This window comes from Amycolatopsis sp. NPDC047767 (genome assembly GCF_040704195.1).
Lineage (GTDB): Bacteria > Actinomycetota > Actinomycetes > Mycobacteriales > Pseudonocardiaceae > Amycolatopsis.
On sequence record NZ_JBEYSJ010000040.1, the window covers coordinates 57,222 to 77,885 of the forward strand.

Genomic DNA, 20,664 nt, shown 5'->3' on the forward strand with positions numbered 1-20,664 from the left:
GTCCCTCGACCGGCAAATCCTTTGTGGTCCGGACGTCGGGCCGGCCGCGTGCTCCGTTACCGGAATCGGTGGCCGGGTTTTTGACCGATTTCCGATCGAAAGGAATCGTCGCGGTCGGTATTCGCGCTGTTCTCCGGAGTTGCCGGGACAGCGATTCGCGCCAACCCCGTCAAGACGCGGACGGAGCAGGTGGCAACAACGGCCCCCCACTCCAGTGCTGGAACACCAGGTTCGTGTGCACGCGCGCGACCTCGTCGCGGGCCGTGAGTTCGTCCAGTACCAGCCGCTGGAGTTCGGCGGCGGAGCTGGTGGCCACGTGGGCCAGGAAGTCGTCCGGGCCGGTGAGGTGGTAGACGGCGCGCACCTCGGGCAGGGCGAGCAGGTCGGCGACGAAGGGGTCCACCAGCTGGCGCCGGTGGGGGCGGACCTGCACGAACAGGAACGCCTCCAGCGGCCGCCCGAGTTTCGCGGCGTCGACCTGCGCGTGCTGGCCCGTGATCACGCCCGTCTCGCGCAGGCGTGCCACGCGGTCCAGGCAGGTGGACGGTGCGATGCCGACGGCGGCGGCGAGGTCCTTGTTCGACGTCCGGGCATCGTTCTGCAGCACCCGCAGAATCTCGAGGTCCACCGCGCTCAGTTCGACGGATCCAGCCATGGCGCGAATGATATCCGAAACCATTGCGCCGAATCCGCACGATGACCGAACCTTCGGGCCATGACGAACGCGCTGCGCACCCGAGCCGTCCACGCCGGCCGCGACGACCTGACCGACCTGGGCCTGCACGCCGTACCCCTCGACTTCTCGACGACGTACCCGTCCCGCGACAGCGCGGCCGAAGCCCGGCGGATCGACGAGTTCTCGGCCGGCGGTGAGGTTTCCGGCATCTACGGCCGCGTCGGCAACCCGACCGTCGAGCGGTTCGAGCGCGCGCTGGCCGAGCTGGAGGGGTTCGAGCACGCGGTGGCGTTCGCGAGCGGGATGGCGGCGGTGTCCGCGTGCCTGCTTTCCGCCGCGGCGCAAGGAAAGCGGCACGTCGTCGGCGTCCGGCCGCTGTACGGGTCGACCGACCACCTGCTGACGTCCGGGCTGCTCGGCACCGAGGTCACGTGGGCGGTACCCGGCGAGGTGGCGGCGGCGCTGAGGCCCGATACCGGCCTCGTCTTCGTCGAAACGCCCGCCAACCCGACACTCACCGAGCTCGACATCAAAGCCCTCGTCGACGCGTGCGGCGACGTGCCCGTGCTCGTCGACAACACCTTCGCCACGCCGGTCTTGCAACGCCCTGGCCGCCACGGCGCACGCCTCGTCCTGCACAGCGCGACGAAGTTCCTCGGCGGCCACGGCGACGTGATGGGCGGCGTCGTCGCGTGCGACGCGGAGGAAGCCGCGCGGCTGCGCGGAATCCGCTTCGCGACGGGCGCCGTGCTGCACCCGCTGGCGGGATACCTGTTGCTGCGCGGGCTTTCGACGCTCCCGTTGCGCGTCACCGCCGCGTCGGCGACCGCGGCCGTGCTGGCCGAGCGGCTCGCGCAGCACGAAGCGGTGACCGCCGTGCACTACCCGAAGCTGGGTGGCCCGCTCGTCGCGTTCGAGGTGGCGGGCGATCCGCACGCGCTGATCGCCGCCGTCCGGCTGATCACGCCGGCGGTGAGCCTCGGCAGCGTCGACACGCTCATCGAGCACCCGGCTTCGCTCACGCACCGGGTCGTCGCCGAGACCGACCGCGAGGAGAACGGCATCACCCACGGGCTGATCCGGCTTTCGGCCGGGCTCGAGGACGTCGAGGACCTGTGGCACGACCTCGACCAGGCGCTGAAGGCCTGCTGACCGTCAGCCGCCGCAGCACCCGCCGCCGCAGCAGCCACCCGACAGCGCGGGGCTCGCGGCAGCGCCGGTGAGCGCGACGGTGGTCAGCAGCTTCACGGTGTCGGTGTGCCCCTCGGGACACGGCGCCGGCGCGCCGGACTCGCTCATCGGCCGTTGCAGCTCGAACGTGTCGGTGCAGTCGCGGCAACGGTAGGCGTAAGTGGGCATGCGTCGATTATCGCTGCCGCGCGAGCGGGTGGGAAGCTGTCTTCGTGGACGTTCCCCAGATCACGGACCTCCCGCACCTCGGACAGGTCGTCCCCGCGGTGCTGGGCGCGCTCGGCGTGCCGGGCGAGACGGGTTCGCTGGCGCTGCCGGAGGCGCGCAGCGCGTGCGTGCTGCTCATCGATGGTCTCGGCTGGCAGCTCCTCGCCGAGCACGCGGCCGACGCGCCGGTGCTCACGGAGCTCGCGAAGAGCCCGCTGCGCGTCGGCTTCCCGTCGACCACGGCGGCCGGCGTCGCCGCGATCGGCACCGGCCTGGCGTCGGGGGAGCACGGGATGGTCGGGTACACGTTCGAGGTGCCGGGCGCGGGCGTGCTCAACGCCCTGCGCTGGCGCTCCCACGATGACGGCAGCGACCTGCGCGGCGCCCTCCCTCCCCGCTCGGTGCAGCCCTTGCCGACGACCTTCGAACGCGCCGTCGCCGCCGGCCTCGACGCCGCCGTCGTGTCGTCGGCCCAGTTCTCCGACACCGCCCTCACCCGCGCCACCCAGAGCGGCGCGCGCTACGCCGGCGTCCACGCCCTCGGCGACCTCGCCGCGCGGACGCTGGAGGTGCTCGCGTCGCGGTCGTTCTGCTACGCCTACCACAGCGAACTCGACCTGCTCGGCCACCTCTACGGCCCCGGCTCCACCGCCTGGCGCATGCAGCTGCGGCAGGTCGACCGACTCGTGGAGTCCATTGTGGACGGCCTCCCCGCGGGCGCGCTGCTGGCGGTCGTCGCCGACCACGGCATGGTGACCGTGGACGACAAACTCGACCTCGAGGACACCCCGTCGCTGCTCGCGGGCGTCCGCGCCTTCGGCGGCGAGGTCCGCGCCCGCCACGTCTACACCGAGCCGGGCGCGGCCGCCGACGTCCTGGCCGCCTGGCAGTCCGTCCTCGGCCCGCGCGCCTGGGTGCTGCCCCGCGACGAGGCCATCGCCGCCGGCTGGTTCGGCACCGTGAGCGACCGCGTGCGCCCCCGCATCGGCGACGTCGTCGCCGCGGCCCAGGGCACGTTCGGCATGGTCCGCGGCCTGGCCGAAGCGGTCGAGACGTCGCTCATCGGCCAGCACGGCTCGCTGACGGAAGCCGAGCAACTGGTGCCGCTGGCCCTCGCACAGGGCTGACCCGGTTCGCAGCCTTCGCGCGCGGGCCGGGCGATCGGCTGGTGGCCGTGGTCCGTGCGCGGCTGAGCCGGCACGGTCCGGGTTTCCGCCGGCGGCGCAATCCTGAACCGACCCGGTCCTGCAACCTGACCCGAGCGCCGAAGCTCGCCGCCGGACCTCGATCGGGGAATCCGGCGATGTGGATCGGACCCAGCTTCTCTTGCCGGCCCGGCCGGCAATTCGCTTGTCGCGCGGATCGAATCCAGCCTCGGTCGGTGGCCGAGTTCGGCGAGCGCCGTTCGACCGGCACATGCCAAGCCGGTGAGATCGAACGGATCTGACCCGCAGCGACCAGACCCGGCGGGTGCGGATCGCATCGAGTCGCCGCTTGGTTGCGACCCGTGCCACAGCGGCAAGGCGGACCACTCTCTGCGGCCCACCGATCCCTCCGGTTAACGTGTTTCCCGTGCCCCGACACAATCGCCCCGGCCGAGACCGGCACGGTCGTGCCGAGCAGCCCGACCTCGGCGCAGCCAGCGGCTGGGCACACTCCGAGTCCGGCCCCGACGGTGACTGGCTGGTGCGCACCGTCCCCGGCTCCCACGCGACCAAGACCTACCGCTGCCCCGGCTGCGATCACGAGATCCGCCCCGGCACGCCCCACGTGGTCGTCTGGCCCGCCGACGAAACCGGTTCTGTCGCCGACCGCCGCCACTGGCACCGCCCCTGCTGGGACGCCCGCACCCGCCGCCGCCCGAACCGCCGCTGGTAGCCCGAGGACGGGACGCGGCCGAAGGTGGGTGCGCTGTGCTCTCACGCCGCCAAGGGAAACCCGCCTGCCTGACCTGCTGCGACGTGTGCGGCCGAACTGCTCCTGGTGGCGCGGGCGGGTGCGTTGGCGCGCGAGAGGCGGTGGCAGAGGAAATCAGCCTGCGTGACTTGCTTCGACAGGTGTCGACGAATCGCCGCTGACAGCTCGCGAGGGCTGCGGCCAGCTGGCGGGTGAGCTGTTCCCCGGCATGTGCCAAGCCGCACCCACGAATTCGTATCGGCATCGACAAAGGCCGGAGCGGGCGAGCCTGATGCGAGCCGTGGGCCAAGCCAGCGCTGAATCGGCCGAGCGCCGGTGCCCGCACCCCGCCCGCAGAGCGCGAATCGGCGCGCCGCCCCAAGCTCAGCGGCGGAAATGTCGCGAAACCGCCCCCTCGTACACCTCCTCCTCGAACCGCGTGAATCCCAGCCGGTCCACCACCCGGAGTGACGGTGCGTTCGTCGCGTTCACGCTGATCAGCACCGGCAGCGACGGCAGTTCCCGCTCGGCCCACTCCACGGCGGCGCCCGCGGCCTCCGCGGCGTACCCCCGGCCCCACGCCGAGGGGGCGAAGCGGTAGGCCAGGTTCAGCACCCGTTCGCCGCGGAACAGACGCAGGCGCACGCCCGTCAGGCCGAGCACCTCGGGGCTGCCGTGCGACCGGACGGCGCAGTAGCCGAAACCGTGCTCGGCCCAGTGGGCGAGCCACGAGTCGAACAGCAGGTCGCCGGCCGGGGTGCCGGGTGGGTCGGGGTTGAAGCGGTTCGTCGCCGGGTCGGTCTGGATGGCGACGACGGCGGCGCGGTCCTCCTCGGTGAACGGGTGCAGCACCAGCCGCGAAGTCACGATCTCCCTCAGCACACCCCGCACGCTAGCGGCGGGGTCCGACAGAATCGCCCCCATGACCGAACTGCCGCTCCTCCTGCTGCATGCCTTCCCCCTCGACGCCCGCATGTGGGACCCCGTCCGCGCGCCCCTGGCCGAGCGCCTGCGGCTGATCACGCCGGACCAGCGCGGCCTGGGCCGCAGCCCGCTGCCGGAGACGGACCGCGAGCCGAGCCTCGACGACGCCGCGCGGGACGTCGTCGCGCTGCTCGACCGGCTGGAGATCGACGAAGTGGTGCTGGGCGGCTGTTCCATGGGCGGCTACCTCGCCCTCGCCGTCCTGAAAGCAGCCCCCGAACGCGTTGCCGGGCTCGTGCTCATCGACACCAAGGCCACCGCCGACACGCCCGAAGCGGCCCAGAACCGCCTCAAGGTGGCCGAACGCGCCGAGGCCGAGGGCGTCCAGGGCTGGCTGGCCGAGGCGAACCTCCCGAACCTCCTGCACAACCAGGAACCCGCCGAACGCGTGCGCGAGCTCATCGACGCCCAGCCGCCCGCCGGGGTCGCCTGGGCGGCGCGCGCCATGCGCAACCGGCCCGATTCGCTCGACGTGCTGCGCAAGTCCGACGTGCCCGCACTGGTCATCGTCGGCGCGGAGGACAAGCTCACCCCCGTCGAGGAGGCCGGCAAGATGGTCGACGCCCTCGACGAGGCCACGCTCGTCGTCCTGCCCGGCGCCGGGCACCTCACGCCGCTCGAAGACCCGGCGGGCGTCGTCGAAGCGATCCTCGGGTGGCTGGCCTAGAAGTAGTCCGCCAGCGCCGCCCGCGCCTCGCCCAGCCGCGCGGGCCAGCGCAGCGCGAGCAAATACCGCCACACCACCACGAACAGCTCACGCAACCGCAGGCACGCCTCGACCGAAGCCGAATCCACCACGTCCGGATACGCCGCCAGAAAATCGGGTCCGCCCTGTTTCGCCAGGATCGCGAGGTCCCAGGCGAGCGGTCCGCGCCAGGTGTCCTCGAAATCCAGCCAGCACGGGCCTTCCGCGGTCGCGATGACGTTGCCCGGGTGCGCATCGCCGTGCAGGGCCTGGATCCGGTCCTCCGGCAGCGCGGCCGCGAGCCGCAAGACCTCCGCGCGCAACGAAGGAGCGGCACCGTCCATCGTGGCCCCGTGCCGGTCGAGCGCGCCCAGCAGCTCGTCGACGGGCCCGCGCACGGGAAGTTCACCCGGATAGGCAAGCAGTGCCGCGTGGACGGTCGCGAGTGAACTCGCGACTTCGCCCGGCGTGTGCCGATGGTCCGGATCGTGCGGCGTCCAGTGCCAGAGCGTCACCGGCAGCCCGTTCGCGAAATGGGGCCCGGCCGGGGGATCCGTGGTGGGTGAGACGACGAGCACACCACTCTGCGTGAGGTGCCGGGAAACGGCGACGTCGCGCTCGAGCCAGGCCGTCGCGTCGGGCCGCAGCAGGCGGGTCGTCCCAGGCACCCGCGCGACGAAGGAACCCAGTCTCACCAGCACGTTCGAGCGTTCGTGGAGGACCTCGGCCGACCCCGTCGCGAGGCCGAGGCGGGGGGCCACCGAGAGGGCCGCGTCGAGCGCGGAAGCCGTGTACGGGTCGGCCATGCGGTGATCTAACCAGCCGGTGCGAGCGACGGTGGGTAGCGAGGGCTACGATCCCTCTAGCCGTCGGATCGGGCCTGTCCCGACCCCCGGCGACCCGGACGATGACCACCACAAGGTTTCAGTGTTGGAGGCAGGAGTGACGGCCGTAGCCCCCAAGCCGATCGCAACGCGCCCATACCCCGCGCGCGAGACGGTTAAGGGTTCGTACCTGCTGCGGTTGTTCCGCACGACGGACCACAAGCAGATCGGCATCATGTACCTGGTCACCTCGTTCGCCTTCTTCATGGCGGGCGGAGCGATGGCCATGCTGATCCGCACGGAGCTGGCCCGCCCGGGCCAGCAGTTCCTGTCGCAGGAGCAGTACAACCAGCTGTTCACCATGCACGGCACGGTGATGCTGCTGCTGTACGCGACCCCGATCCTCTTCGGGTTCGCCAACTTCGTGCTGCCGCTGCAGATCGGTTCGCCCGACGTCGCGTTCCCGCGGCTCAACGCGTTCTCGTACTGGCTCTACCTCTTCGGTGGGCTGATCGTCCTTTCCGGATTCCTGACGCCGGGTGGCGCCGCCGACTTCGGCTGGTTCGCCTACACCCCGCTGTCGGACGCGATCCACTCGCCGGGCGTCGGCGCCGACCTCTGGATCTCGGGCCTGATCGTCTCCGGTCTGGGCACGATCCTCGGTGCGGTCAACATGGTCACCACCGTGGTCTGCCTTCGCGCGCCGGGCATGACGATGTACCGGATGCCGATCTTCACCTGGAACATCCTGGTCACGAGCATCCTGATCCTGCTCGCGTTCCCGATCCTGACCGCGGCCCTGTTCGGCCTGCTGGCGGACCGGCACCTCGGGGCACACGTCTTCGACCCGGCCAACGGCGGGGTGATCCTCTGGCAACACCTGTTCTGGTTCTTCGGTCACCCAGAGGTGTACATCGTCGCCCTACCGTTCTTCGGGATCGTGTCGGAGATCTTCCCGGTCTTCAGCCGCAAGCCGGTGTTCGGTTACAAGGGTCTGGTCTTCGCGACGCTGGCGATCGCGGCCCTGTCCGTGGCGGTGTGGGCGCACCACATGTACGCCACCGGTGCCGTGCTGCTGCCGTTCTTCTCCTTCATGACGTTCCTGATCGCGGTTCCGACCGGCGTGAAGTTCTTCAACTGGATCGGCACGATGTGGAAGGGTCAGCTGTCCTTCGAGACGCCGATGATCTTCTCGATGGGTTTCATCGTCACGTTCCTCTTCGGCGGTCTGACCGGCATCCTGCTGGCCGCGCCGGCCATCGACTTCCACGTGTCGGACAGCTACTTCGTGGTGGCGCACTTCCACTACGTCCTCTACGGCACGATCGTGTTCGCGACCTTCGCCGGCATCTACTTCTGGTTCCCGAAGATCACGGGCCGGATGATGGACGAGAAGCTCGGCAAGTGGCACTTCTGGACCACGTTCATCGGCTTCCACGGCACGTTCCTGGTCCAGCACTGGCTCGGCGCCGAAGGCATGCCGCGCCGCTACGCCGACTACCTGGCCAGCGACGGGTTCACCACACTGAACACGATCTCCACGATCGGCGCGTACATCCTGGGCGCGTCCACGCTGCCGTTCATCTGGAACGTGTTCAAGAGCTACCGCTACGGCGAGATCGTCACGGTCGACGACCCGTGGGGCTACGGCAACTCCCTCGAATGGGCCACGTCGTGCCCGCCGCCGCGGCACAACTTCACCGAGCTGCCGCGGATCCGGTCCGAGCGCCCCGCGTTCGAGCTGCACTACCCGCACATGGTGGAGCGCATGCACGCCGAAGGTGAGATCGGCTTCTTCGGCAAGCCGCGCCACCAGGCCGCGCCGTCGCAGAAACTGGTCGACGCGACCATGCCGGGCGACCACAGCAACGACAACTCGGGCGAGCAGTAAAGCCCGTTCGACCACCAGGGGTGCGTGCCCGGCTCGTCTGAAGCCGGGCACGCGCCCTTTTTTGCTGGTCATGGGGTCGAGCTACTCGCCGGCCCCAGCCAACGCCGCGCGGGCCTGATCGCGCAGCGCAGCGGGGAGCACCTCCGTCTCCGCCGCCAGTTTCAGCAGGTCGGAGACAAGGCGGGCGTCGAAGTGCGGCAGCGACGCCATCCGGACCAACCAAGCCACGGCCAGCGCCATCCAATACGGCCGACGGCGCTTGCACGCGGAGGCCACAGTCAGCTCGACCAACCGCTGCGGACTGGAGACTCCATGCCCGCCCAGAAGGTGCCAGGAGCGCGAAAATTCGTCGAGACATGCCTCGAGACTCGTCTCCAGGAACGGCCACATCGCCACGTAGCCAGACCTCTCCAGCGTGGCCCTGGCTTCGTCCGCCGTGCCGATGCCGAGCGTTCCCTCCGGCATGACGCCCAGCCATGCGCCACAGCACCTGCTCAGGACTGGTTTCCACTCAATCCCGGCAACCCGGGGATCGGTACACGAATCGGACTCTACGCTCGGGGTCCAATGCAATTTCGGTCTTCGGCCTCGGTGAAGCGGACAGGTCCTCCACACCGGCGGAACCCACGTCCCTCGTTCGGGCCTGGTTGTGTGAAGCCGGGCACGCGCCCTTTTTGCGCCCGGACTTCCGGGCCAGACTGATCGTGCTCGCACAGCGCCGAACGAGGGATAGAGCCCAGTGACCCAGACGCCCGTCCTGATCACCACGACCGGTCCCGACAAGCCCGGTGTGTCCTCCGTGCTGTTCGCCGTGCTCACCCGCCACGACGTCGACGTGCTCGACGTCGAGCAGGTCGTGATCCGCGGACAGCTCGTGCTGGGGGTCCTCGCCGGCGTCTACCGCGACCCGGAGGGCCTGCAGGAGTCCGTGGAGCAGGCGATGGCGACCGTCGGCATGCAGGTGGAGGTGAAGATCGGCGACGCCATCGGCGCCGACCCGTTCGCCCTCGGCAAGCAGGACTCGTCGCACGTGCTGGTGATGCTGGGCCGTCCGGTGACGGCGCGGTCGTTCTCCGAGGTGGCGGCGCGGCTGGCCGCGCTCGGCGCGAACATCGACTCGATCCGCAGCGTCGCCGACTACCCGGTGACCGGGCTTGAGCTCTACGTCTCGGTCCGCGAGGACACCGAGGCCGCCGACGCCGAGCTGCGGTCGGTGCTGGCCGACGCCGCGTCGACCGCCAACGTGGACGTCGCGGTGGAGCGCGCGGGCATCAGCCGGCGCGCGAAGCGGCTGGTGGTGTTCGACGTCGACTCCACGCTGGTGCAGGGCGAGGTCATCGAGATGCTCGGCGCGCACGCCGGCGTCGAGCCGCAGGTCCGCGAGATCACCGAGGCCGCGATGCGCGGCGAGCTGAACTTCACCGAATCGCTCGAACGGCGCGTCTCGCTGCTGGCCGGGCTACCCGCGACGGTGCTCGACGAGGTCGCGGCCTCGATCGAACTCACGCCGGGTGCGCGCACGACCGTGCGCACGCTCAAGCGCATGGGCTTCCGCTGCGGCGTCGTCTCGGGCGGGTTCACGCAGGTCATCGACCACCTCGTGGACGAGCTCGGTCTCGACTTCGCGGCGGCCAACGAGCTGGAGATCGTCGACGGCAAGCTCACCGGCCGGGTCGTCGGCGAGGTCGTGGACCGCGCCGGCAAGGCGACGGCACTTCGCCGCTTCGCCGACGACTACGGCATCCCGCTGGGCCAGTGCGTTGCCGTCGGCGACGGGGCCAACGACATCGACATGCTCTCGGCCGCAGGCATGGGCGTGGCGTTCAACGCGAAGCCCGCCCTGCGCGAGGTCGCGGACACCGCGCTTTCGCACCCCTACCTCGACGCCGTGCTGTTCGTCCTGGGCGTCACGCGCGCCGAGGTCGAGGCGGCCGACGCCGCCGACGGACTGGAGCTGGTCAGGCCGTGAGCCACGTGCTGGAGCCGCTGGGCAGCCGCTACGCCTACTGGCTGGGGCTGCCCGCCCAGGACACGTCCGACACCTCGGACGAAGACCCGGCGCAGGTGCGCGCGATGCCGGTCATCCTGCGCATCGAACGCGCCGAGCCGCCCGGCCGCACGCCCCTGCTCGAAGCGGCGGCCGCCGCGGCGGTGGCCGTGTGCCTCGACGAACGCTCCGAGCCCGGCGGCGAATGGGCCGAGCCGATGCACGCGTGGCTGGACAACCGCATCCGCAAGGTCGCGCGGCGGGCCCGGGGCACGCACTGGCAGGCCGTGCTGGACCTGCCGGGCATCACCGTCGAGGTCGACGGCGCCGAAGCCAGGGCGCTCGTGCCCGGGCTGGTCAGCGAGACACCGAAAGAGGTCTCGCGCCTGCAGATCTCCGGCAGCGAGCTGCCGCCCGACACCCCGGGCCCGGCGCCCGAGGGCGTGCCGCTGCTGCTGCTCAACCCCGAGGTGCCGATGACCGTCGGCAAGGCCTCCGCGCAGGTCGGGCACGGCACGATGATCCTGGCCTCGCTGCTGTCGGACGCCGAGCTGGCGGCGTGGGCGGCGCAGGACTACCGCGTGGCCGTGCGCACGCCGTCGCCCGCGCGGTGGAAGGAACTCTGCCCGGTGGACGACCCCGAGGCCGGCTGGCGCGAGGACCGCGTGATCGCCGTCCGGGACGCGGGCTTCACCGAGGTCGATCCCGGCACGATCACGGTACTGGCCCAATATCCGGCGTGAGTGTGGTGCGTCTCGGCGCGGAACACCGGTGTGCCGCTTGCGGTTTTGCTCAGTAGACGACATCGGGAGGAGCGGGCGATGACCCTGGAAGTGCAGCGCGAAGGCGAGCACCAGTTCGTGGGACGCAACGAGCGCGGCGCGGAGGTGCGAATCGGGCGCACAGGCGCGGAAGGTGCGTTCTCGCCGTCCGAGCTGCTGCAGATCGCGACAGCGGGCTGCTCCGCCGTGACCGCGGAGAACCTGATCACCCGCCGCGTCGGCGAGGACTCGAAGTTCCGCGTCGGCGTCACTGCCGACCGCCGCGAAGGCGCTTCGGAGCTGGACGGTGTGCACGTGACCTTCGACGTCGACGTGTCTTCGCTCGACGCTCAGCAGCGCGAGGACCTCGCCGCGGCCGTGGATCGCGCGATCGACCGCCTGTGCACCGTGAGCCGGACGCTCAAGAAGGCCATCCCCGTCACGGAGTCCTTCCCGACGGCCTGACGCAGCAAGAGCCGAGGCCCCACGCGGGGGCCTCGGCTCTGCTCTGTGCGCGGAAAGTCAGCTCTGCCAGACCACGTACGCCTGGTCGGCGTCGGTGGTCATGGCCTCGATGAACTTCTCGTTGTCGAATCCCGGCAGCGACTGCAGGCGCTCGATGAGGGCGTCGGCGGCCGGGTCTCCACTCGGGACGGCCGTGCCCTTGCCGTCGTGGCCGACGAGCATGAAGAACACGTCCTCGTTCCACGGGCCGTCCGGGATCACTCTGACCATCACGGACGAGAGCTCCGCCCACTGGACGGCCTCTTCGCTGCCATCGGCGAGGCGGCGCCGCACCCCGGTGTCGTCGACACTGACGGTCCGGGATCGTGCGCTGGACGAATCCTGGGTCAACCGGTGCTCCCTGTCGTGTTCGTTCTCTTCACCGTACCCGCCCGGGTTGTGCGCGCCGTCACGCGGGCGCCGCCGCGTCGAGCCGCTTGAGCGCGTCGCGTGCGACCTGCGGATCCGTGGTGGGCCAGAAGGGCGGCAGCGACGAGCGCAGGAATCCGCCGTACCGTGCGGTGGCCAGGCGGGAGTCCAGCACGGCGACCACGCCGCGGTCGGAGATCGACCGGTGCAGCCGGCCCGTGCCCTGGGCGAGCAGCAGTGCCGCGTGGGTGGCCGCGACGGTGAGGAACCCGTTGCCACCACGGGCTTCCACGGCCCGCTGGCGGGCCGACAGCACCGGGTCGTCGGGGCGCGGGAACGGGATCCGGTCCACCACCACGAGCTGCAGCGACGGCCCCGGCACGTCGACGCCCTGCCACAGCGTGAGCGTGCCGAACAAGCACGTGCGCGGCTCGTCGGTGAACTGGCGTACCAGCGTGGGCATCGAGTCGTCGCCCTGGCACAGGATCGGGTAGTCGAGCCGCTCGCGCATCGCCTCCGCGGCCTGCTTGGCCGCGCGCATCGACGAGAACAGCCCCAGCGTACGGCCGCCCGCGGCCTCGACCAATCCGGCGAGTTCGTCCATTGTGGACTCCGCCAGCCCGTCGCGGCCCGGCGGCGGCAGGTGCTTGGCCAGGTAGAGGATCCCGTTGCGCCGGTGGTCGAAGGGCGAGCCGACGTCGAGGCCCGTCCACTTCGGTCCCTTGTCCTCGTCGGCCGGCGCTTCCTTGTCCGTGGCCGCACCGGGCGCCTTGGTGACGCGCGCGCCGCCCGGCGGCAGGCCCCACTGGCGCGCCATGGTGTCGAACTCGCCGCCCAGCGTCAGCGTCGCCGAGGTGAGCACGGTGGTGTTGAGGTTGAACACGCGCTCGCGCAGCAGGCCCGCGACGCCCAGCGGCGCCACCTTCAGCGCCGGCGGTCGCGGGTTGGCCGAGTAGCGGTCGCCCGTGAGCCACACGACGTCGCGCTGGTGGGCCAGATCCTCGTCGTAGGCGTCGAGCAGGCGTGCGGCGGTGTCGTGCACCTCTTCGAGCAGCGAGCGCGCCAGCTTGCGTGCGGTGGCCCCGTCGACGTCTTCCTTGCGGTCGGAACCCAGCGCCGTCAGGCAGGCCTTCGCGGCGTCGCGCACCGCGGGAATCGCGCCCTTCAGCGCCTGCGGCAGCGAATCCAGCCGTCCGGCCGGGAGGTCGTCGAGGATCAGCGCGAGGCCGTCGCCGGCTTCCAGCAGGCGGTCGGCGATGTCGGCGTCGATCAGCCGCCCGCAGCGGCGCGCGGCGGCGGAGACCACGGCGCTGGTCAGCTCGCCCGTGGCGACGGACGTGACGCGGTCGACCAGGTCGTGGGCCTCGTCGATGATCACGAGGTCGTGGTCGGGCAGCACCTGGTAGCCCTGCAACGCGTCGATCGCCAGCAGTGCGTGGTTGGTCACGACCACGTCCGCGCGCCCGGCCTCGGCCCGCGCGCGTTCGGCGAAGCAGTCGGTGCCGATCGGGCAGCGCGCCGCGCCGAGGCATTCCCTGGCGGTGACGGAAACCTGGCGCCACGCCTGGTCCGAAACACCGGGCACGAGCTCGTCGCGGTCGCCGGTCTCGGTGTCCGAAGACCACTCGTGCAGCCGCGTGACCTCCTTGCCCAGCCGGGAAACGGCGAACGGGTCGAACAGCTGCGCGTCCTCCGGCTCGTCGGGCGCGCCCGTGTCGAGCCGGTGCAGGCACAGGTAGTTGCGGCGGCCCTTGAGGATCGCGAAGGTCGGTTCGCGGCCCAGCGGCTTCTTCAGCGCCTTCGCCAGGCGCGGCAGGTCGCGGTCCACGAGCTGGCGCTGCAGCGCGATCGTGGCCGTGGAGACGACGACGGTGGCTTCCTTCTCCACCGCGTGGCGGATCGCGGGCACCAGGTACGCCAGCGACTTCCCGGTTCCCGTACCTGCCTGCACGGCGAGGTGTTCACCGGTGCGGATGGCGTGGCCGACGGCGTCGGCCATCTTCACCTGGCCCGGCCGCTCGGCTCCGCCCACGGACTCCACAGCGTGGGTGAGGAGTTCGAGGACGCCGGGGAAATCAGTTCGAGCGGGCACAGCGATACACGATAGCCGCCGGGGCCGACAGGATCGGCGTTCCGGCACGAACGGGCCGCTCGTGCCGGAACGCCGGGTGCTCAGTCTTCCTTGCGCACGCGAGCCACCGCGGCCCACGCGAGCGGCAGGACCCCCGCCGCCACCACGATCTTCAGCGCGTCACCGATCAGGAACGGCACCACGCCCTTGGCGAACGCCGTCGAGAAGTCGAAGCCGGCGGCGGCCATCAGCCACGGCACGCCGAACGCGTAGATCACGACGTTGCCGAGCACCATGGTCCCCACGGTGCGCAGCGGAGTGCGGTCACCGCCGCGGCGGGCGAGCGAGCCCACGAGCGCACCGGCGAACACGAACCCGACGACGTACCCGGCCGAAGCGCCGGACAGCCCCGACGTCGCACCCTGGAACCACGGCACGCCGGCCGCGCCGACGAGCAGGTACAGCAGCATCGAAGCGGCGCCGCGGCGCATGCCGAGCGAGGCGCCCACGAGCAGCGCGGCGAACGTCTGGCCGGTCATCGGCACCGGGCTGCCCGGGACGGGGATGACCAGCTGCGCGGCCGCGCCGGTGAGCAGGGCGCCGCCGGCGACCAGCGTCAGGTCGCGCACCAGGGCGCCGGGCACAAGGTCGGCCAGCACCTGGCGGCGGCCGGTGAGGGACAGCGACGACACGGAGACCTCCCACGATCGAAAACGGACGTCCGAGGAGGTTAACGCTCGTTACCCCCGGTTTCCCCGACAAGTTGCGTTCCTCACCACACCACTCGTCCGGGTGGTGTAGGGGTTGTGACGTTTCGCGGGGGTGCCTCGCTGCCGAGGATGCAACCACAGGTCGAAGGGAGCACGGGTGATGCGCGGACGGGTCTTGGTCACGGCGACGGCACTGCTGGGCGCGGCCGCGGCGGGACTACCGGCCCCGGCGCTCGCCGACGGCCCCACCTCCACGGGCTGGGGCTCCTCGGGCAGCGTCGACGTGCTGGTCGACAACCAGCACGTGGTCACCGGCGACCTCGCCCGCTGCGACGCCGATGGTCCCACCGCCGCGCGCACCACGGGCGGCGACACCGGCGACGTCGCGGTGTTCGGCCTCGGCGCCACCACGTGCGGCCGCAACGGCACCACGGCCACCGTGGCGGCGGGCGGCCAGCGGTTCGAGGCCGACGTGCTCAAGCGCTTCGGCGGCCCGGCGATCACCGTGCGCACGTACTCCGCGGGCTGCTCGACCACGAAGAACGGCAGCAGCGGCACGGTCTCGATCGGCGAGGTCGGCGGGTTCACCGTGCCGTCGTCGATCCCCGCGAACTACCGCGTGCTGATCCCCGGCGGCGAAGCAGGCACGGCGCTGGCGGCGATCACGATCAACGAAACCGTGACTCCGCAGCCCGCCGACGGCAGCCTCGTCACGCACGCCGTGCACATCCAGCTGTTCCCTCAGGGCGGCCCGGCCGGCGGCGACATCTACCTCGGCACTGCCGCCTGCAACCCGTTCGGCAAAGGCGGCGCGCCGCAGCCGCCGGCCTGAACGCACCCGACGCCGCGTTGGGATGGTCTATTGAGGACGGTCAGGACGCGGCGGGCGGCGGCACCACGGCGGTGCCGGTGTAGGTGACCCCGGCCTTGTCGAAGTCGGCCAGCGTCGCGTCCACCGTCGGCTGCGAGCCGCCGACGGTGAGGTCCAGCAGCACCTTCACGCCGAAGCCGGCCTGCGCGGCGTCGAGCGCCGTGGCGCGCACGCAGAAGTCCGTGGCGATGCCGACGACCTCGACGTCGGTCACGTCGTGGGCGCGCAGCCACTCTTCCAGCGACCGGCCGTCGCCCGACTTGCCCTCGAAGCCGGAGTACGCCGCGGTGTACTCGCCCTTCGAGAACACGGCCGTGATCGGCACGACGTCGAGCGACGGGTGGAACGACGCGCCCGCGGTGCCCGCGAGGCAGTGGCGCGGCCAGCTCGTGGAGAAGTTCGGCGTGTCGCTGAAGTGGTCACCCGGGTCGACGTGGTGGTCGCGCGTGGCGACCACGTGGTCGTAGCCCCCTTCGGCGGCGTGGCGCGAGATGGCCTCCGCCGCGGCGGCGCCGCCGGGCAGGCCCAGCGAGCCGCCTTCGCAGAAGTCGTTCTGCACGTCCACCACGATCAGCGCGGTTCCCATGTCTCGGCTCCCTCTACAGAAACGTCGTCGGTATCGCGGGCTCGCCGTGCGAGAGCTTGAGCCCTTCCCACGGCAGGCTGACCTGGGCGCGCCGCAACCGGGCGCGCGCGTCGTCCAGCGTGGGCAGATCATCCACCGCGCGGCCGCCGCGCACCAGGGGGATCTGCAGGTCGAGATCGTGCTCCTCGGGCTTCGGCCGGCCCGACGCCTCCGTCCACACGAGCTCCTCCACGGCCGTGCCGGTGGAGCGGTGCCGCCGCAGCGAGTGCTTGCGCCCGCCGCGGGATTCCTTGTGGGCACTGCGTTTCGCGACGGGCCGGCCGTCGACCTCCACCAGCTTGTAGACCATGCCGGCGGTCGGCGCGCCCGAGCCGGTGACCACGGAGGTGCCCACGCCGTACGCGTCCACGGGCTCCGCGCGCAGCGCCGCGATGGCGTGCTCGTCGAGGTCGCCCGAGACGACGATGCGCGTGTCCTTCGCGCCGAGGGAGTCGAGCTGGTCCCGCGCCTTGCGGGCGAGCGGGCCGACGTCGCCCGAGTCGATGCGGATCGCGCCGAGCTCGGAGCCGGCCACGCGCACGGCGGTCTCGATGCCGGCGGTGATGTCGTAGGTGTCCACGAGCAGCGTCGTGTCCGGGCCCATCTTGTCCACCTGGGCGCGAAACGCCTGCTCCTCGCTGTCGTGCAGCAGCATGAAGGCGTGCGCGACCGTGCCGCGCGTGGGAATGCCGTAGCGGCGTCCGGCCTCGAGGTTCGACGTGGTCGCGAAGCCGGCGATGTACGCGGCGCGCGCGGCGGCGACGGCGGCGTACTCGTGGGTGCGCCGCCCGCCCATCTCGATGATCGGCCGCCCGTGGGCCGCGCCGGCCATGCGGGCGGCGGCCGACGCGATGGCGCTGTCGTGGTTGAGGATCGACAGCACCAGCGTCTCCAGCACCACGGCCTCGGCGAACGTGCCGCTCACGGTGAGGATCGGCGAGCCGGGGAAGTACAGCTCGCCCTCGGGGTAGCCCTCGATGTCGCCGGAGAACTCGTAGCCGGCCAGCCACGACAGCGTGGCGTCGTCGACCACGGCCGTCTGCTCCAGCACGGTCAGCTCGGCGTCGGTGAACCGGAAGTCGGCGATCGCGTCGAGGACGCGCGCGGTTCCGGCGACGACGCCGTAGCGCCGCCCGTCGGGCAGCCGGCGCGCGAAGACCTCGAACACGCAGGGCCGCTCGGCGGTCCCGTCGGCCAGCGCGCTGCCCAGCATGGTCAGCTCGTAGTGGTCGGTGAGCAGCGCCGTGCTGGCGCTGGTGACCGGCTCGGGTGCACCCATGGGGCCAGCCTATTCACCCACATGGCCGGACCTGGCGCGGCGTACCCCGTGACCCCCGTGACACCATGGGGTGCATGTCCACGCCTGTCGCATCCGAACAGACGCAGGTTGATCCACTCGGGGCAGAGGTCGCCGAGGAGGACAAGCCCTGGCGGACCGTCGTGTGGAACGATCCGGTCAACCTGATGTCGTACGTGACGTATGTGTTCCAGAAGCTGTTCGGCTACAGCCGGGACCACGCCACGAAACTGATGCTCGACGTGCACCACAAGGGCAAGGCGATCGTGTCGTCGGGGTCCAAGGAGAAGGTGGAGACGGACGTGGCGAAGCTGCACGCCGCCGGCCTGTGGGCGACGATGGAACAGCCCTCGTGAAGGCGTGGCGGCGCAAGGGCGACGTGATCCTCGCGGGGTTCGAGCAGCAGGAAGCTGCCGTGCTGCGCGGTCTGGTCAGCCAGCTCGAGGACATGCTGCGCGCGCGGGCCGAGGAGGCTCCGCAGGACGAGCTGGCCGAGCTCACCGGCATCCGCACCGGCCCGTCGGAGTCGCCGGACGACCCGGTGCTCTCGCGGCTGCTGCCCGATTTTCACAAGCTCGACCCCGACAACCCCTCCCGCGAGGACCTCGACTCCGCGGCGGCCATGCGCTCGCTGCACGAGCCCGAGCTGCTGGAGACGAAGGTCGGCGTGGCCAAGGTCGTGCTCGACACGCTGCCGCGCGACGGCGGCGACGTGCACCTGGACGTCGAGCAGGCCGACGCGTGGCTGGGCGCGCTCAACGACGTGCGCCTCGCGCTGGGCACGGCGCTGGACGTCACCGAGGACATGCCCGACGAGCTGCCGGACGACGACCCGCGCGCCCCGCACCTGGGCGTGTACCACTGGCTGACCTGGGTGCAGGAGACGCTGATCCAGGCGCTGACCGCGTGATCACCGACGTTCCGGGTGTCCTCGTCGGGCACCACCACCGCCTCGGCGACGGCTGGGCCACCGGCACCACCGTGGTCCTCGTGCCGGACGGCGCGACGGGCGCGGTCGACCAGCGCGGCGGCGCGCCCGGCACGCGCGAGACGAACCTGCTGGAGCCGGAGAACCTGGTGCAGCGCGTGAACGCCGTGTGCCTCTCCGGCGGCAGCGCGTACGGGCTGGCCGCGGCCGACGGTGTGATGCGCTGGCTTTCGGAGCGCAACCTGGGTTTCCCCGTCGGGCCCGAGCCGCACCAGGTCGTGCCGATCGTGCCCGGCGCGGTCCTGTTCGATCTTCCCCGCAGCGAGTGGGGCAACCGGCCGGACGCGGCTTTCGGTTACGCCGCTTGCGAAGCAGCGTCGAAGACGTTCGCGTCGGGCACGGTCGGCGCCGGCACCGGGGCCGTGGTCGGGTCGCTCAAGGGCGGCATCGGCTCGGCGAGCGAGGTCGTCGACGGCGTGACCGTCGGGGCGCTGGCGGCCGTGAACGCCGGGGGCGAGGCCGTGGACTTCGCGACCGGGCGGGCGTTCGCCGCGGACCACGAGGTGGCGGGCGAGTTCGGTGTCCGCTGGCCTTCGCGGCCGGGTGAGGTGCCGCCGGCGCGGACGGACTTGAACACCACGATCGGCGTGGTCGCGTGCGACGCGGCGCTGTCGAAGGCCGAGGCGCGCCGGCTCGCGGTCGCCGCGCAGGACGGCCTGGCCCGCGCCGTGCGCCCGGCCCACACGATGTTCGACGGCGACACCGTCTTCGCGCTGGCCACGGGCGCGCACGAGCTGCCCGCCGGCATCGGCACGTTCGCCGACGGCCAGCGGGCCGCCGCGCTCGACGCGTTGTGCTCGGCCGCCGCGCGGGTGTTCGCCCGCGCGATGGTCCACGGACTGCTCACAGCCACCGCGGCCGGCGGGGTGGCGGCGTACCGGGACGTGTGGCCCGAGGCGTTCGAGGGTTAGAGGTCCGGCAGCGGGTCCTGCGGGGCCCACGCGCCGTCGCGTTCGAGGTCGGCCGCGCGGATCGCGACGATGTCGGCCTCGTCGATCTCCAGCACGAGGTCCGCGAACGAGATCGTCGGACCCAGCGACGGGTGCTCCTCCACCGGTCCCAGCTCGGTCGAGCGCGGCAGGACCTCCCACACCGCCTTCGGCCGCAGCCGCCGGAAGCGGCCGCAGGCGAGCACGACCACGCGCCGGTCGGTGACCACCACCAGGAAGCCGTAGAGCGCCGCCATCCCGTTGAGGTAGAGCGAGTTGCCGGCGAACACGTACTGGATCCGGTCGCCGTCGGGCAGGAACGGCAGGCAGCGGTCGCGGACCTTCGTCGGCACAGGCACGCCCGGAATTGTCCCCGACCAGGTGCCTGAGCGGAAGGTCTCACAGTCTGGACAGGGTGGGTCCACCACCTAAGATGTCGGGTGTGCTCCGGATCCGCCGTGAATTCGTCGACGAGATCGTCGCCCACGCCCGCCGTGACCACCCCGACGAGGCGTGTGGGGTGATCGCGGGTCCCGTGGGCTCCGACAGCCCCGAACGGTTCATCCCGATGCTGAACGCGGCGCGGTCACCGACGTTCTACGAGTTCGACTCGGGTGACCTGCTCAAGCTCTACCGCGAGATGGACGCGAACGACGAGGTGCCCGTGGTGATCTACCACTCGCACACCGCGACGGAGGCCTACCCGTCGCGCACCGACGCGAACATCGCCGCCGAACCCGACGCGCACTACGTGCTCGTCTCCACGAAGGACCCCGATTCGCACGAGTTCCGCTCGTACCGGATCGTGGACGCCGAGATCACCGAGGAGCCGGTCGAGATCGTCGACTGAGCTGCCGGAATAAGGGCTGCGTCCCGCGCGTCAGCTTCTCAGAACCCACTTCGGAGGTAGAAAACCATGGCCGTGACCGTCTCCATCCCGACCATCCTGCGCACGCACACCGGCGGCGAGAAGTCCGTCGAGGCGGCGGGCAAGACCGTCCTCGAGGTGATCGACGACGTCGAGTCGCGCCACTCCGGGCTGAAGGCGCGCCTGGTCAAGGAGGAGAAGCTGCACCGCTTCATCAACGTCTACGTCAACGACGAGGACGTGCGCTTCGCCGGTGGCCTCGCAGCCGAGGTGAAGGACGGCGACACGCTCACCATCCTGCCCGCCGTCGCCGGCGGTGCGCGCTAAACC

25 protein-coding genes are annotated in these 20,664 nt (G+C 71.4%); 14 read left to right on the forward strand and 11 right to left on the reverse strand.

Going from position 1 to position 20,664, the window contains the following annotated elements:
- Positions 1-169: 169 nt before the first annotated feature.
- Entirely contained in the window at positions 170-655 is a 486-nt protein-coding gene (locus AB0878_RS42440) for an Lrp/AsnC family transcriptional regulator (protein WP_366587608.1), read from the reverse strand.
- 60 nt (positions 656-715) lie between these two features.
- On the opposite strand from AB0878_RS42440, the gene AB0878_RS42445 reads away from it, so the two are divergent.
- Positions 716-1,828 carry a PLP-dependent transferase gene (locus AB0878_RS42445; RefSeq protein WP_366587610.1) on the forward strand — a complete coding sequence of 371 codons (1,113 nt, stop codon included), beginning with the start codon at positions 716-718 and terminating at the stop codon, positions 1,826-1,828.
- Between the two features lie 3 nt (positions 1,829-1,831).
- Here the strand turns inward: AB0878_RS42445 and AB0878_RS42450 are convergent, their stop codons facing one another.
- Positions 1,832-2,035: a zinc ribbon domain-containing protein gene (locus AB0878_RS42450; protein WP_366587612.1), complete on the reverse strand. Its 204-nt coding sequence runs from the start codon at positions 2,033-2,035 to the stop codon at positions 1,832-1,834.
- Positions 2,036-2,079: 44 nt separating this feature from the next.
- On the opposite strand from AB0878_RS42450, the gene AB0878_RS42455 reads away from it, so the two are divergent.
- Both AB0878_RS42455 and AB0878_RS42460 read left to right on the forward strand, forming a co-directional pair.
- Entirely contained in the window at positions 2,080-3,201 is a 1,122-nt protein-coding gene (locus tag AB0878_RS42455) for a nucleotide pyrophosphatase/phosphodiesterase family protein (protein WP_366587614.1), read from the forward strand.
- A gap of 445 nt (positions 3,202-3,646) precedes the next feature.
- Positions 3,647-3,952 carry a hypothetical protein gene (locus AB0878_RS42460; RefSeq protein WP_366587616.1) on the forward strand — a complete coding sequence of 102 codons (306 nt, stop codon included), beginning with the start codon at positions 3,647-3,649 and terminating at the stop codon, positions 3,950-3,952.
- 402 nt (positions 3,953-4,354) lie between these two features.
- Here AB0878_RS42460 and AB0878_RS42465 read toward each other — a convergent pair whose 3' ends face one another.
- Positions 4,355-4,894: a GNAT family N-acetyltransferase gene (locus AB0878_RS42465; RefSeq protein WP_366587618.1), complete on the reverse strand. Its 540-nt coding sequence runs from the start codon at positions 4,892-4,894 to the stop codon at positions 4,355-4,357.
- Between AB0878_RS42465 and AB0878_RS42470 the strand changes: the two genes are divergently transcribed.
- A complete protein-coding gene (locus AB0878_RS42470; protein ID WP_366587620.1) occupies positions 4,893-5,621 on the forward strand; it encodes an alpha/beta hydrolase in 729 nt (242 codons plus the stop codon). The genes AB0878_RS42465 and AB0878_RS42470 overlap by 2 nt on opposite strands.
- Here AB0878_RS42470 and AB0878_RS42475 read toward each other — a convergent pair.
- A complete protein-coding gene (locus AB0878_RS42475) occupies positions 5,618-6,445 on the reverse strand; it encodes an aminoglycoside phosphotransferase family protein (RefSeq protein WP_366587622.1) in 828 nt (275 codons plus the stop codon). The two genes, AB0878_RS42470 and AB0878_RS42475, sit on opposite strands and share 4 nt — an antisense overlap.
- A gap of 136 nt (positions 6,446-6,581) precedes the next feature.
- Between AB0878_RS42475 and ctaD the strand changes: the two genes are divergently transcribed.
- The gene (gene ctaD, locus AB0878_RS42480) at positions 6,582-8,354 is read left to right on the forward strand and encodes a cytochrome c oxidase subunit I (protein ID WP_360594725.1); all 1,773 of its coding nucleotides are present in this window, start codon (positions 6,582-6,584) and stop codon (positions 8,352-8,354) included.
- An 81-nt stretch (positions 8,355-8,435) separates the two neighbouring features.
- Here the strand turns inward: ctaD and AB0878_RS42485 are convergent, their stop codons facing one another.
- A complete protein-coding gene (locus AB0878_RS42485; protein WP_366587624.1) occupies positions 8,436-8,819 on the reverse strand; it encodes a hypothetical protein in 384 nt (127 codons plus the stop codon).
- Between the two features lie 274 nt (positions 8,820-9,093).
- Here AB0878_RS42485 and serB point away from each other — a divergent pair, with 274 nt between their 5' ends.
- The 3 genes from serB to AB0878_RS42500 all read left to right on the forward strand — a co-directional run bounded on the left by serB (position 9,094) and on the right by AB0878_RS42500 (position 11,567).
- Positions 9,094-10,323, forward strand: a complete 1,230-nt coding sequence (gene serB, locus AB0878_RS42490; RefSeq protein WP_366587626.1) for a phosphoserine phosphatase SerB — start codon at positions 9,094-9,096, stop codon at positions 10,321-10,323.
- On the forward strand, positions 10,320-11,084 hold the full coding sequence (locus tag AB0878_RS42495; protein ID WP_366587628.1) for a peptidyl-tRNA hydrolase: 765 nt from the start codon (positions 10,320-10,322) through the stop codon (positions 11,082-11,084). The genes serB and AB0878_RS42495 overlap by 4 nt, the downstream gene beginning before the upstream one ends.
- 78 nt (positions 11,085-11,162) lie before the next feature.
- Positions 11,163-11,567 (forward strand): OsmC family protein, encoded by a 405-nt coding sequence (locus AB0878_RS42500; protein WP_366587631.1) that lies wholly within the window; start codon positions 11,163-11,165, stop codon positions 11,565-11,567.
- Between the two features lie 57 nt (positions 11,568-11,624).
- Here the strand turns inward: AB0878_RS42500 and AB0878_RS42505 are convergent, their stop codons facing one another.
- The 3 genes from AB0878_RS42505 to AB0878_RS42515 form a co-directional block, all read right to left on the reverse strand.
- Positions 11,625-11,957: a hypothetical protein gene (locus tag AB0878_RS42505; protein WP_285972889.1), complete on the reverse strand. Its 333-nt coding sequence runs from the start codon at positions 11,955-11,957 to the stop codon at positions 11,625-11,627.
- 58 nt (positions 11,958-12,015) lie between these two features.
- Entirely contained in the window at positions 12,016-14,067 is a 2,052-nt protein-coding gene (locus AB0878_RS42510; RefSeq protein WP_366587633.1) for an ATP-dependent DNA helicase, read from the reverse strand.
- An 80-nt stretch (positions 14,068-14,147) separates the two neighbouring features.
- Positions 14,148-14,738 (reverse strand): biotin transporter BioY, encoded by a 591-nt coding sequence (locus tag AB0878_RS42515; protein ID WP_366587636.1) that lies wholly within the window; start codon positions 14,736-14,738, stop codon positions 14,148-14,150.
- A 178-nt stretch (positions 14,739-14,916) separates the two neighbouring features.
- On the opposite strand from AB0878_RS42515, the gene AB0878_RS42520 reads away from it, so the two are divergent.
- Entirely contained in the window at positions 14,917-15,588 is a 672-nt protein-coding gene (locus AB0878_RS42520; protein ID WP_366587638.1) for a hypothetical protein, read from the forward strand.
- 40 nt (positions 15,589-15,628) lie between these two features.
- Here AB0878_RS42520 and AB0878_RS42525 read toward each other — a convergent pair whose 3' ends face one another.
- Both AB0878_RS42525 and AB0878_RS42530 read right to left on the reverse strand, forming a co-directional pair.
- Positions 15,629-16,213, reverse strand: coding sequence for an isochorismatase family protein (locus AB0878_RS42525; protein ID WP_366587640.1), 585 nt, complete (start codon positions 16,211-16,213; stop codon positions 15,629-15,631).
- 13 nt (positions 16,214-16,226) lie between these two features.
- Positions 16,227-17,531 carry a nicotinate phosphoribosyltransferase gene (locus tag AB0878_RS42530; RefSeq protein ID WP_366587642.1) on the reverse strand — a complete coding sequence of 435 codons (1,305 nt, stop codon included), beginning with the start codon at positions 17,529-17,531 and terminating at the stop codon, positions 16,227-16,229.
- Positions 17,532-17,605: 74 nt separating this feature from the next.
- On the opposite strand from AB0878_RS42530, the gene clpS reads away from it, so the two are divergent.
- The 3 genes from clpS to AB0878_RS42545 are packed head-to-tail and all read left to right on the forward strand — an operon-like array spanning position 17,606 to position 19,448.
- Entirely contained in the window at positions 17,606-17,905 is a 300-nt protein-coding gene (clpS, locus tag AB0878_RS42535) for an ATP-dependent Clp protease adapter ClpS (protein ID WP_220243765.1), read from the forward strand.
- Positions 17,902-18,459 carry a DUF2017 domain-containing protein gene (locus AB0878_RS42540; RefSeq protein WP_285972895.1) on the forward strand — a complete coding sequence of 186 codons (558 nt, stop codon included), beginning with the start codon at positions 17,902-17,904 and terminating at the stop codon, positions 18,457-18,459. Before clpS ends, AB0878_RS42540 begins: the two co-directional genes overlap by 4 nt.
- Entirely contained in the window at positions 18,456-19,448 is a 993-nt protein-coding gene (locus tag AB0878_RS42545; protein WP_366587644.1) for a P1 family peptidase, read from the forward strand. The genes AB0878_RS42540 and AB0878_RS42545 overlap by 4 nt, the downstream gene beginning before the upstream one ends.
- On the opposite strand, the gene AB0878_RS42550 is transcribed toward AB0878_RS42545, so the two are convergent.
- On the reverse strand, positions 19,445-19,825 hold the full coding sequence (locus AB0878_RS42550) for a hypothetical protein (RefSeq protein WP_366587647.1): 381 nt from the start codon (positions 19,823-19,825) through the stop codon (positions 19,445-19,447). The two genes, AB0878_RS42545 and AB0878_RS42550, sit on opposite strands and share 4 nt — an antisense overlap.
- 83 nt (positions 19,826-19,908) lie before the next feature.
- On the opposite strand from AB0878_RS42550, the gene AB0878_RS42555 reads away from it, so the two are divergent.
- Positions 19,909-20,316, forward strand: coding sequence for a M67 family metallopeptidase (locus AB0878_RS42555; protein ID WP_366587650.1), 408 nt, complete (start codon positions 19,909-19,911; stop codon positions 20,314-20,316).
- Between the two features lie 66 nt (positions 20,317-20,382).
- On the forward strand, positions 20,383-20,661 hold the full coding sequence (locus tag AB0878_RS42560) for a MoaD/ThiS family protein (RefSeq protein WP_220243760.1): 279 nt from the start codon (positions 20,383-20,385) through the stop codon (positions 20,659-20,661).
- The last annotated feature ends 3 nt before the right edge of the window (positions 20,662-20,664 follow it).

What these genes read in the sequence shown, in the direction of transcription:
- clpS (WP_220243765.1), top strand. Translation starts at nt 17,606, where the DNA reads ATGTCCACGCCTGTCGCATCCGAACAGACGCAGGTTGATCCACTCGGG.
- AB0878_RS42450 (WP_366587612.1), bottom strand. Translation starts at nt 2,035, where the DNA reads ATGCCCACTTACGCCTACCGTTGCCGCGACTGCACCGACACGTTCGAG.
- AB0878_RS42470 (WP_366587620.1), top strand. Translation starts at nt 4,893, where the DNA reads ATGACCGAACTGCCGCTCCTCCTGCTGCATGCCTTCCCCCTCGACGCC.
- AB0878_RS42440 (WP_366587608.1), bottom strand. Translation starts at nt 655, where the DNA reads ATGGCTGGATCCGTCGAACTGAGCGCGGTGGACCTCGAGATTCTGCGG.
- AB0878_RS42485 (WP_366587624.1), bottom strand. Translation starts at nt 8,819, where the DNA reads ATGCCGGAGGGAACGCTCGGCATCGGCACGGCGGACGAAGCCAGGGCC.
- AB0878_RS42445 (WP_366587610.1), top strand. Translation starts at nt 716, where the DNA reads ATGACGAACGCGCTGCGCACCCGAGCCGTCCACGCCGGCCGCGACGAC.
- AB0878_RS42465 (WP_366587618.1), bottom strand. Translation starts at nt 4,894, where the DNA reads ATGGGGGCGATTCTGTCGGACCCCGCCGCTAGCGTGCGGGGTGTGCTG.
- AB0878_RS42520 (WP_366587638.1), top strand. Translation starts at nt 14,917, where the DNA reads ATGCGCGGACGGGTCTTGGTCACGGCGACGGCACTGCTGGGCGCGGCC.
- AB0878_RS42560 (WP_220243760.1), top strand. Translation starts at nt 20,383, where the DNA reads ATGGCCGTGACCGTCTCCATCCCGACCATCCTGCGCACGCACACCGGC.
- AB0878_RS42475 (WP_366587622.1), bottom strand. Translation starts at nt 6,445, where the DNA reads ATGGCCGACCCGTACACGGCTTCCGCGCTCGACGCGGCCCTCTCGGTG.
- AB0878_RS42525 (WP_366587640.1), bottom strand. Translation starts at nt 16,213, where the DNA reads ATGGGAACCGCGCTGATCGTGGTGGACGTGCAGAACGACTTCTGCGAA.
- AB0878_RS42530 (WP_366587642.1), bottom strand. Translation starts at nt 17,531, where the DNA reads ATGGGTGCACCCGAGCCGGTCACCAGCGCCAGCACGGCGCTGCTCACC.
- AB0878_RS42500 (WP_366587631.1), top strand. Translation starts at nt 11,163, where the DNA reads ATGACCCTGGAAGTGCAGCGCGAAGGCGAGCACCAGTTCGTGGGACGC.